The organism is Sorangium sp. So ce296 (assembly GCF_051529605.1).
Classification (GTDB): Bacteria; Myxococcota_A; Polyangia; order Polyangiales; family Polyangiaceae; genus Sorangium; species Sorangium cellulosum_D.
The window spans coordinates 653091-662463 of record NZ_CP150325.1 but is presented as its reverse complement, the minus strand read 5'-3'; the positions used below and the strand labels follow the sequence as shown (position 1 = coordinate 662463).

The window sequence follows — 9373 nt, the reverse complement described above, 5'->3', positions numbered from 1 at the left end:
GTGCGTTCGCGCGGGCGCGGGCGTTGCGCGCGGGCGCGGCTGTTGTGCGCCGGCGCGGACCCTGTGGGCTGGTGCGGGCCGCGGGTGTCGCGCGTCGGTGCGGGGGTCGGTCGAGGGGCTGCCTCAGGCCACGTCGGCCTTGGGGGGCCGGCGTCTCGGCAGGAGAGCGCCGCCGGGCTGCTTCCGTGGCGTGACGATGCAGTAGCGTCCTGCCTCTCCCACCCGCTCGTGGATGCCCGATTCCGTGATCTCTCGCGCCGGCCTCAGCGGCGGCAGCCATCGGGACACGTTCGCGAGGCACGAGGTGCGCTCGGGGAACGGGGAGTGACGGGGCCGCGGCCGCTCCGTGGCGGCGCCGTGCGGCCGCTCCATCGCGGCGTCGTGCGGCCGCTCCGTCGCGTCATAGGCGCGCTCCGGGGCGTCATAGGCGCGCTCCGGGGCGTCGTGGGCCCGCTCGGCAGCGAGGTCGTAGGCCCGCTCCGCGGCAGCGTCGTGGGCCCGCTCCGCGGCATCGTACGGCCGGTCCGAGATCGATCGATACACCCGCTCCGACAGAGAGCCGTGGGGCGGCCGCTCCGAGGGCGAGCCGTGGGGCGGCCGCTCCGAGGTCGGGCCGTGGAGCGGCCGCTCCGAGGGCGAGCCGTGAGGCCCCTCGATGGTGGCAGCGCTCTGCGCAGGGAGCGTGCCGGACGATGCGCGCCGCTTCGCGGTCGTCGCCGCGATCCGGAGCCGGAGATCCTCGACGTGCCTCGCGAGCCGCTCCGTCTCCTCGGTGAGCCGCGCGAAATCATCGACCTGGCTTCTGCGCTCTGACATAAACGAGTCCTTTGCCGCGTTTCTTCAGCCGATCTCGATTCTCTGGCCAGTTCAGCTGCACACCGCATGCCGAGCGAGCGCGGGTCCCTTGAACGGACGTCGAAGGGCGGCGTAGAGCTGCGGTGTAGCGATTTGTCGCAGCGTGGCAACGCTGCCTCCACCGTGCAATCGCGATCTCGGCGGCTCGCGCGGAGCGTGCCGGACATCCCGCGGGAAATGCGGGAGCGGACTCGGCGGCATGCGCTGTGCCGTGCGACGCCGCGCACAAGATGGATGAGCCCGTCGCGCCTCGCTGCGTCACGGCCTGATGCCGCCGCGCCCGCGGGGCGCGGCGGGGTGTTCCGTGCCCCAGGGGGCCTGGCCTGACGGCGCGCGGCGCTGGTTGAAGGAGCAGACCCATGCAGAATTCGAACTTTGAATCGCTCGGCGCCCGGCTGGGGCTCCCGGCGGACGGCGTATGGCAGTGGGTGATCGTCGCGGCGAGCGTTCCGGTCGGCTTCGCGCTCGCTCGGCTGGCAGTGGGCCTGTTCCGGCGCGCCGGCTCGATCGTCGTGCGACGGACGGCGACGCCATGGGACGAAAAAACACTCGACGCGGCAATTGGCCCCGTGACGCTTTGTCTCGGGATCATCCTGACGGCCGGCCTCGCGAAGATGACGCGGCTCGGGCAGGAGCTCGTGGCCGATCTGCGATCGCTGCTCTCGGCGCTGTTCATCGGCGGCGTGGCGTGGCTGCTCATGCGCCTCGTCGGGATCCTCACCGAGGTGCTGGACGCGCGCGCCCTGCGGCACCTCGAGGAGGGGAGCGAGTCGTCCCGCGGGCTGCGCACGCAGGCCCGCGTGCTCGAGCGGGTCGCGCGGGTGATCATCGTGATCGTGGCGGGCGCGCTCGTGCTCCTGAATTTCGAGACGGTGAGGAACGTCGGCGTGTCGCTCCTGGCCTCCGCCGGCATCGCGGGCGTCGTGCTCGGCCTGGCGGCGCAGAAGCCGGTGGGCGCGATCCTGTCGGGCCTCCACATCCTGTTCACCCGGCCGATCGATCTCGGCGACAAGGTCGTGGTGGACGGTGAGTTCGGGACGATCGAGGAGATCCGGCTGACCCACGTGGTCATGAAGATCTGGGACGAGCGGCGGCTCATCGTCCCCACCGCGCGGCTCCTCGACCAGTCGTTCCAGAACTGGACGAAGCACGGATCGGAGAAGCTGGGCACCGTCGAGATCTACGTGGATTACCGCACGCCGGTGGACGCCGTGCGGCGGCACTTCGAGTCCATCCTCCCGAACAGCGAGCTCTGGGACAAGCGGGTAAAGGCCGTCCAGGTCACGAACGTGACAGAGCGCACGATCGAGGTGCGTTTTCTCGTCTCTGCCCGCGACTCTGGGCAGCTGTTCGATCTGCGGTGCTGGGTTCGCGAGGAGATGCTCCGGTGGGTCCAGGAGCTCGAGGAGGGGATGTACCTGCCGCAGGAGCGCTTCTCGGGGGCGGCTCCGGTCGTCGAGGCGATCGAGCGGCGTGGTCCGGCCTCGGGTCGGGCGCGGCGGGCTGGAGCGGTCGACGGGGTGGCCGATGTGAAGTCGTGACGGTGCGCGCCCGCTACGTAGCGGAACGCCACACCGCGACGCCCAGGCTGGGGCGATGGACGTCGGCGCGCTCTTCCGGCGCGTCACCGTCGCGTGCGCTTCCCGCCTCGCCCCCGTCGACTCGATGACACCTTCGACGCGCGGAACAGGCCTCCACGCCTGTCCGCGCGCTCCGTCGCGCGCCGGGGCCCAACCGCTGTGCCCGGGGTCGTTCCGCTCGCCGGCAGGCGCAGGAAAACGGCATGTGCTTTGCAGCAAAAACAGAAAGATCCGGCACTTGGCCCGTCAGCCGTCGACCGCGCGACGAGGTTTCGCCACACCCCTGGGGGGAATGGGGGCGTGGCAGGTCTAACTGCCCCGCCCGCTCTGTGCAGCTGCCTGCGCGGGAGTCCAGGAGCAACGCGCCATGAAATGGGTCATCAGGATCACGCGGGTTGGCGGAATCGATGTTGTCGCGCACGCGGCGTTCGGCCTGCTCATCCCGATCGGGGCGCTCCAGTGGGGGGCGCGGCACGGCGGGAGCGGCGCGCTCTTCGGATGCGCGCTGGGGGCGGCGTTGCTCGGGTGCGTGGCGCTGCAGGCGCTCGTCCACGGGCTCGTGGCGCGGCAGCTCGGCCTGCGGGTGAGCGAGGTGCTGCTCTCGCCGCTCGGGGCGATCGCGAGGCGCTCGCGGCCGGACGCGGGGTGGGCGCAGAGCGGGGCGCTCGGCCTGGCGGCGAACTTCGCGCTGGCGGTGATCGTCTTCCTGGCCGCGGGGGCCCAGCACGGGGCGGGGGAGCTCCGGTGGGCGTCGGTGCTTCAGGCCGTCGAGGCGCCGTCGCGCGAGACGGCGGTCGTGTGGATCGCCAGCGCGAACCTGGGGATCGCGATGCTCGGCCTGTTGCCCGCGCTGCCGCTCGAGGGGGGGCGGGTGCTGCGCGAGGCGCTGTCGCCGCTCACCGGCACCTGGCTCGCGACGTCGCTGGCGGCGACGCTCGGGCAGGCGATGGCGGCCGTGCTGTTCTTCATCGCCCTGATCGGCGGTCAGCTCTTCATCGCGCTGCTGTCGGCGCTGCTGTTCCTCGGGGCGCGGCGGGAGTGGAGCGCGGCGCAGGTGGTGAGGGCGCCCGTCGCGTCGTCCGAGGCGCGCCGGCTCGAGGGTCGGGCGGTCCAGCTGTGGCCCGGCGAGCTCGTGGGCGATGCCGCGCGGCGCATCCTGGCGAGCCATGAGCCCGATTTCCCGGTGGTGTACGAGGATCGCGTGATCGGGATCGTGACGCGCACGGACGTGATGCGCGCGCTGGCGGCCGGCGAGGAGGGGGCGTTCATCGCGTGGATCATGCGCTGCGACGTGCCGCGGGTGGCGGCGGACGTGTCGCTCGACGAGGTGGGGCGGAAGATGGTCGAGAAGAACACGCCGGTGGTCGCGGTGTTCGACGGGGAGAGCTACCTGGGGCTCGTGAAGCACTCGGATATCGCGGGGGCGCTCACGCGGGGGCGCGGGGGGAGGCTCGGGAGGATCCGGCTGGCGGCGGCGCAGGCGGGGTAGGCCAGAGGCTTTGCCGGGCGGAACGGCCCCCGGAGGGGTGATGGTGGGGCGGCCCGGCGCGGGGGCCCCGCCGGACTCGCCCTGGATGTTACCCCTCCGGCGCTTGCGCCGGAGGGGTAACATCCAGGGCTCAGACATCGGCCCATCCCCCGCGCCGGGCCGCCCCACCATCACCCCTCCGGGGGCCTGGGGGTGAGCCGCGGAGTCAATCGGGATAGGGGACTGGGGTTGAGCTGCTGGCCGCGCCCCGAGTCACGCGAACGAAGACGCCCCGCCCACCGGGGACGGGGGGCGGGGCGTCGGGGATTGTCCCTGAGAGGCGGAGCCTCAATCGTTTCGCACGAAATTGAGCTTGAAGGAGACCACGAGCACCAGCGCGTCCTGACTGATACGCCGCTTGCCCCAGGCGACCCCGATGTGCAGCCCCTCGATCGGCTCGAGGTTGGAGGGGAGACCTACGGTGTGCGTGAGCGTCTTCGTGAAATTCCACTCAGGCTTCTTGTTCGCAAGCGCTGAGTTGACGGCCCTCATGATGGTATGGTCGATGATCGAGGGGATGCCGCGGATGTCGGCCTCCTCGAGCTCGACGTTGAACGCGAGGACGTTCCCCTTGTTCCTCTCGATGATCTCCGGGGTGATCATCACCCTGAGCTCGTCGAGCTTGATGGTGGGGTTCACGCCAACGATGGACCACTTCAGCTCCGCGGGACAGGTGACGCGCAAGCCCATGTCCTCGACCAAGGTGATCTCGGTCGCCTTGCCGAGGTAGAGCCAGCGGTCGGTCTTGTCGTCGTCGTCCAGGTGAATTTTCACAGGGAGGAACTCGCCCAAGACCTGGGCGAGATCCTCACGCGTGATGATGGCTTCGAGCCACACGGCTGGCGCCTCAGCTCAGGTGGTGACCGCTCTCGCCGCCCTGGGCTCGCCCGCCCTCGATGCCGTAATGCGAGTTCCCGGTCTCGGAGGAGACCGCGCCCTTCACCGCGTCGACCGCGCCGCCGACCTTGTCGTGGACCGTGCGCTCGGCCTGCTCGACCCCGCGCGTCGCCTGGCGCTTCAGGCCGTCGAGGCGGTTCAGGATGTCACGGCGCAGCGCCTCGCCGGACGTCGGCGAGAGCAGCATGGCCACGCCCGCGCCCACCGCGACGCCGGCGCCGAAGAACGCGAGCGTCGTGAGCGGGCTCCGCTTGCGCGCGAGGCCGACCCAGCCGAGCACGTCGTCGAAGCCGAGCGCCCCGATGGTCGCGGCGATCCCGGCGACCGCCTTCGCGACGTCGAACGCCGTCGTCTTGGCCGTCGTCGCCGCGACGCCCGCCCCGGTGGCCGCCGACTCGTACACACCCTTCGCAGTCCCCACCGCGTCATTCAGTCTCGTCATGGCTCTTGTCTCCTTGTGACGGACATGACGTCCGCCGGTTCGTGAGGGGATGCATTGCAGGCCCCGGACCAACCAGCAGACCGCGCTGTACGGCCCGCTTGTCCCCGCGGCCGCACCCACCTCACCGTGACGCCTCCGTGACGAAATGCCACATCTGTCGTGCCGCGCCTCGCGCGCATGCCCACCCCAAACGGCGCGCCCAGCGACCCCCCGAGGCCGCGCGCCGGCCGCTGCGCCGCCGAGGCAGCCCGCCGCGCCGTCGCAAACGGAAGATGGTCTATCGGGAAACGTGACCAGGAAGGTAGAAGCGCCCCCTGCTCCACGCCCGCCGAGCGGGGCACGCCCGCACAGGAGACGGGCCCAGATCGGCGTTTTCGGCGCACAGGCGTGCTCCAGCACGCCGAGCACCGAAAACGTCGAGGTGGGCCCGTATCCGCAGCGGGCGTGCCCCTCTCAACGGGGGGAGTGGGTGAGGCCGGTGAGCACGACGTCGACCCGGCGGTCGTAGCCGTAGGAGTACATCGGCTGGTTGCCGACCGCCTCGGACGCGCCCGTCGCGCGCACCGAGACGCGGTCCGCAGGGATGCCCTCCTTCACGAGGATCTCCTTCACCCGCGTGGCGCGGCGAAGCGAGAGATCCTGATTGTAGGCCTGCGTACCTCGCGGATCGGCCCGGCCGACGAGCTCTATCCTGACGTCCTTGAGATTGGAGGTGAGCAGGCAGTCGACGATCGCGCGGAGCTCCAGGTGGTCCTGGGGCAGCGGCTCGGACGAGTCGAAGGCGAAGTTCGTCTTGGGCAGCCGGCAGACATCGGCGATGTCGTCGCCGAGGGTGAGCCGGATGAACCGATCTTCGCCCTCCCGGAGATCGGGCCACTCGACCTTGTAGACCCCATCGGGGCCCGGGTTGGGCAACCTGGGTTCGGCCCGCGCCTGCTCCACGGGCGGGGCCGCTGCGCACGCGGAGAGCAGCGAGATCGCAAGCGCGCCCAGGCAGAGCCTGGGCAGATGGATTACCGACGGCATCGGGACCCTCCTTTCGAGGTCGCGGCCCGAGAGACACCGACACGACGCCGAAGAAGGTGCGGTGCCTTCCTCGTCCCGCCATCCCCGGCGCGCATCGCCTCGAGCCGCCTGTTGTACCGCGGTGGGTAGTTCAAGCTCCGTGCCGAGCCGGAAGCCGCGGCGCGCGCGTGACGCAGCGCCGCGCGCGGCGCTGCGTCACGCGCGCGCCGCGGGGCCCGGCCGGATCAGCCGGGCGAGGAGGGCTCCCTGGCCTCGAGCTTCGGCCAGGTGAACCGGAAGGTGGCGCCGGCGCCGACGGCGGACTCGACCCACGCGCGCGCGCCCTTGCTCTGGACGATCTTCTGCACGACCGACAGGCCGATGCCCGTGCCCTCGACCTTGTCGCGCGCCTTCAGCGTCTGGAAGATGCCCCAGATCCGGTCGTGGTACTCGGGCGCGATGCCCGACCCGTTGTCCGAGACCGAGAACTCCCAGAACGGGCCGGCGTCCCGCGCGCCGATCCGCACCTCCGGGTCGGCGCGCCCCGCGTGCTTCAGCGCGTTGCTGATGAGGTTCAGGAACGTCTGCTGGAGCGGCGCGCGCTCGGTGACCAGGACGGGCATGTCGGGGGCGATCTCCACCCGCGTCTCGGGCGGGGGCGCGAGCAGCTCGACGATCTCTCGGAGGAGCTTGCCGACGTCGATCGCCTCGGGCTTCTCCCGGACGCGGCCCGCCCGCGAGTAGCTCAGGATGCCGTCGATGAGGTTCTCGAGCCGGTGGACGCGCCCGCGGAGCAGATCGAGCTGCTTCCGGCTCTCCGCCGTCATCTTGTCGTTCAGGTCCTCCTCGATCCACTGCGAGAGGTTGGCGATGCCGCGGAGCGGCGCCTTGAGGTCGTGGCTCGTGACGTACGCGAACTGATCGAGCTCCTTGTTGCTGCGCTCCAGCGCCTGCACGAGCCGCTGCCGCTCCTCCTCGGCGCGCTTCTGATCGTCGATGTCCGTGTACGTGCCGAACCACCGGACGATGCGGCCCGACCCGTCGCGCGCCGCGACCGCCCGGCCGATGAACCAGCGGTAGGCCCCGTCGGCGCGGCGGAGCCGGCACTGGCTCTCGTACGGCTCGCCCGTGCGCAGCGCCTGCCGCCACGTCTCGATCGCCCGCTCGTGCTCCTCGGGGTGGATGATCCGGCTCCAGCCCTCGCCCCCCGTGTCCTCGGCGGTCAGCCCGGTGTAGTCGTACCAGCGCTGGTTGAAGTACTCGTGGTGGCCGTCCGAGCGGTTGGTCCACACGAGCTGCGGCATCGTCTCGGCGAGCAGCCGGAACTGCGCCTCGCTGTGCTTCAGCTCCTCCGCGAGCGTCTCGACCTCCTTGCGCACCGTGACCTCGCGCTCGAAGAGCAGCGCGTTGTCGACGCTGAGGGCGGCGCGCCGGGCGAGCTCCTCGGCGAACTGCACGTCGGCCTTCGTGTACCGCCGGCCCGACTCCGCGTGCGCGAGCGTGATCGCGCCGAGGACGCGCCCGCGCGCCGCGAGCGGCACGACCAGGTACGACCGTAGGCCGAGCTCGCGCGCCATCCGGAGGTGCTCCTCGTCCCGCGCGTTCTCGACGAGCAGCGAGTCCGGGATGTCGGAGGACCACTCGGTCTCGCCGGTCCGGAGCACCCTCGGCACCCCGCGGCTCGCCGCGGGATCGACGGGGTACTTCTCCTCGATCTGCCGGACGAGCGTCACCTTCTCGGGGTCGGTGTGCTGGACGGCGACGCGCTGGATGGCGCCGTCCTGCGCCTGGATGTCCACCGCGCACCAGTCGGCGAGGAGCGGGACGACGAGCCGGGCGAGCTGCCCGAGCGTCTCGCGGAAATCGAGCGAGGACGAGAGGATCTCCCCCGCGCCCGCGAGGAGGCTGACGTTGGCCTCGGCGCGCTTGCGCTCGCTGATGTCGAGCACGTAGGTGAGGTTGCGCTTCTGCGTCTCGATGCGGGCGGAGCCGACGAGGACCGCCACGCGCTTGCCGTCCTTGCGGATGTACTCCTTCTCGAACTGCTTCGTGGCCCCACGGAGGCTCAGCTCGTTCACCGCGTCGTGGTGCACGTGCTCGTACTCCGGCGGGGAGAGCTGCTGCCAGGTGAGCAGGCCCGCCTTGATGTCCTCGCGGGTGTAGCCGACCATCGAGAGGAAGCAGTCGTTCGCCTCGAGCACGCGCCCTTCGTAGTCGCTGAAGAGCAGGCCCATCATGGTGGTGTCCATGATGCGCCGGAACACCTCGTCGCTCGCCTGGCGCTCGAGCTCGCGGAGCGCCGCCTCCTGCCGCTTGATCTGCTCGGCCCTGCGGTGCAGCTCGACGAAGACGGCCACCTTGGCGCGGAGGATGTCGGGATTGAACGGCTTGACGACATAATCGACCGCGCCCTCGCGGTAGCCGCGATACAGTCGGTCCTCGTCCTCCGGCAGCCCCGAGATGAAGATAATCGGCGTGTGCCTCGCGCGATCGAGCCCCCTCACGCGTGCGGCCGTCTCGAAGCCGTCGATACCGCGCATCTTCACGTCCATGAGGATGAGCGCGAACTCCTCGCGGCTCAGGTGCTCGAGCGCCTCCTCGCCGGATTGCGCGGTGACGAGCCGCTGGCGCAGCGGATCGAGCACGGCCTCGAGGGCGAGGAGGTTGGGGCGGTGATCGTCGACGAGCAGAATGCTCGCGACGGGCTCGGACGGCGTCGTGGGAAGGGGGGCGCCAGGCTGGTGTGGGGCCTTCATCTCGTAAGGGCTCAGCCCTGGCCTTCGGTCGGGCATAACGATGACGGTTAACGGCGCGCGGACCGTCTGGCAAGCGAAAGCGGCGCTCGCACGGCCGCGGCGGACGGTCGAACGTTGGTTCACCGCCGCGCGCTCACTCGCCGCGGCGCTGCGCTGCACGGGACCGGGCGCCTTGGGGGCCTCGTGCCTTGTACCTTGGACCTTGTACGACTTTCACCACGCTGTGGCGATCCGTCACGCGCGGCGAGCGGAGCGGACAGCGCCGAGGGGCGTCGCGCCGCGGCGGCGGGCCGCGCGCGGCTGGCATGGG

At 71.1% G+C, this 9373-nt stretch carries 7 protein-coding genes; 2 read left to right on the top strand and 5 right to left on the bottom strand.

Annotated elements, in window-relative coordinates:
* Positions 1–123: 123 nt before the first annotated feature.
* On the bottom strand, positions 124–816 hold the full coding sequence (locus tag WME98_RS02580) for a hypothetical protein (RefSeq protein WP_437949801.1): 693 nt from the start codon (positions 814–816) through the stop codon (positions 124–126).
* Positions 817–1214: 398 nt separating this feature from the next.
* On the opposite strand from WME98_RS02580, the gene WME98_RS02575 reads away from it, so the two are divergent.
* Together WME98_RS02575 and WME98_RS02570 are read left to right on the top strand one after the other, a co-directional pair.
* On the top strand, positions 1215–2396 hold the full coding sequence (locus WME98_RS02575) for a mechanosensitive ion channel family protein (RefSeq protein WP_437949800.1): 1182 nt from the start codon (positions 1215–1217) through the stop codon (positions 2394–2396).
* Between the two features lie 406 nt (positions 2397–2802).
* Entirely contained in the window at positions 2803–3924 is a 1122-nt protein-coding gene (locus WME98_RS02570; RefSeq protein ID WP_437949799.1) for a CBS domain-containing protein, read from the top strand.
* 327 nt (positions 3925–4251) lie between these two features.
* Here WME98_RS02570 and WME98_RS02565 read toward each other — a convergent pair whose 3' ends face one another.
* The 4 genes from WME98_RS02565 to WME98_RS02550 all read right to left on the bottom strand — a co-directional run bounded on the left by WME98_RS02565 (position 4252) and on the right by WME98_RS02550 (position 9063).
* The gene (locus WME98_RS02565) at positions 4252–4800 is read right to left on the bottom strand and encodes a hypothetical protein (protein WP_020738099.1); all 549 of its coding nucleotides are present in this window, start codon (positions 4798–4800) and stop codon (positions 4252–4254) included.
* A 10-nt stretch (positions 4801–4810) separates the two neighbouring features.
* On the bottom strand, positions 4811–5302 hold the full coding sequence (locus WME98_RS02560; protein ID WP_437949798.1) for a YtxH domain-containing protein: 492 nt from the start codon (positions 5300–5302) through the stop codon (positions 4811–4813).
* Positions 5303–5755: 453 nt separating this feature from the next.
* Positions 5756–6328, bottom strand: a complete 573-nt coding sequence (locus WME98_RS02555) for an OmpA family protein (RefSeq protein WP_437949797.1) — start codon at positions 6326–6328, stop codon at positions 5756–5758.
* A gap of 224 nt (positions 6329–6552) precedes the next feature.
* Entirely contained in the window at positions 6553–9063 is a 2511-nt protein-coding gene (locus WME98_RS02550; RefSeq protein WP_437949796.1) for a PAS domain S-box protein, read from the bottom strand.
* Between the last annotated feature and the right edge of the window lie 310 nt (positions 9064–9373).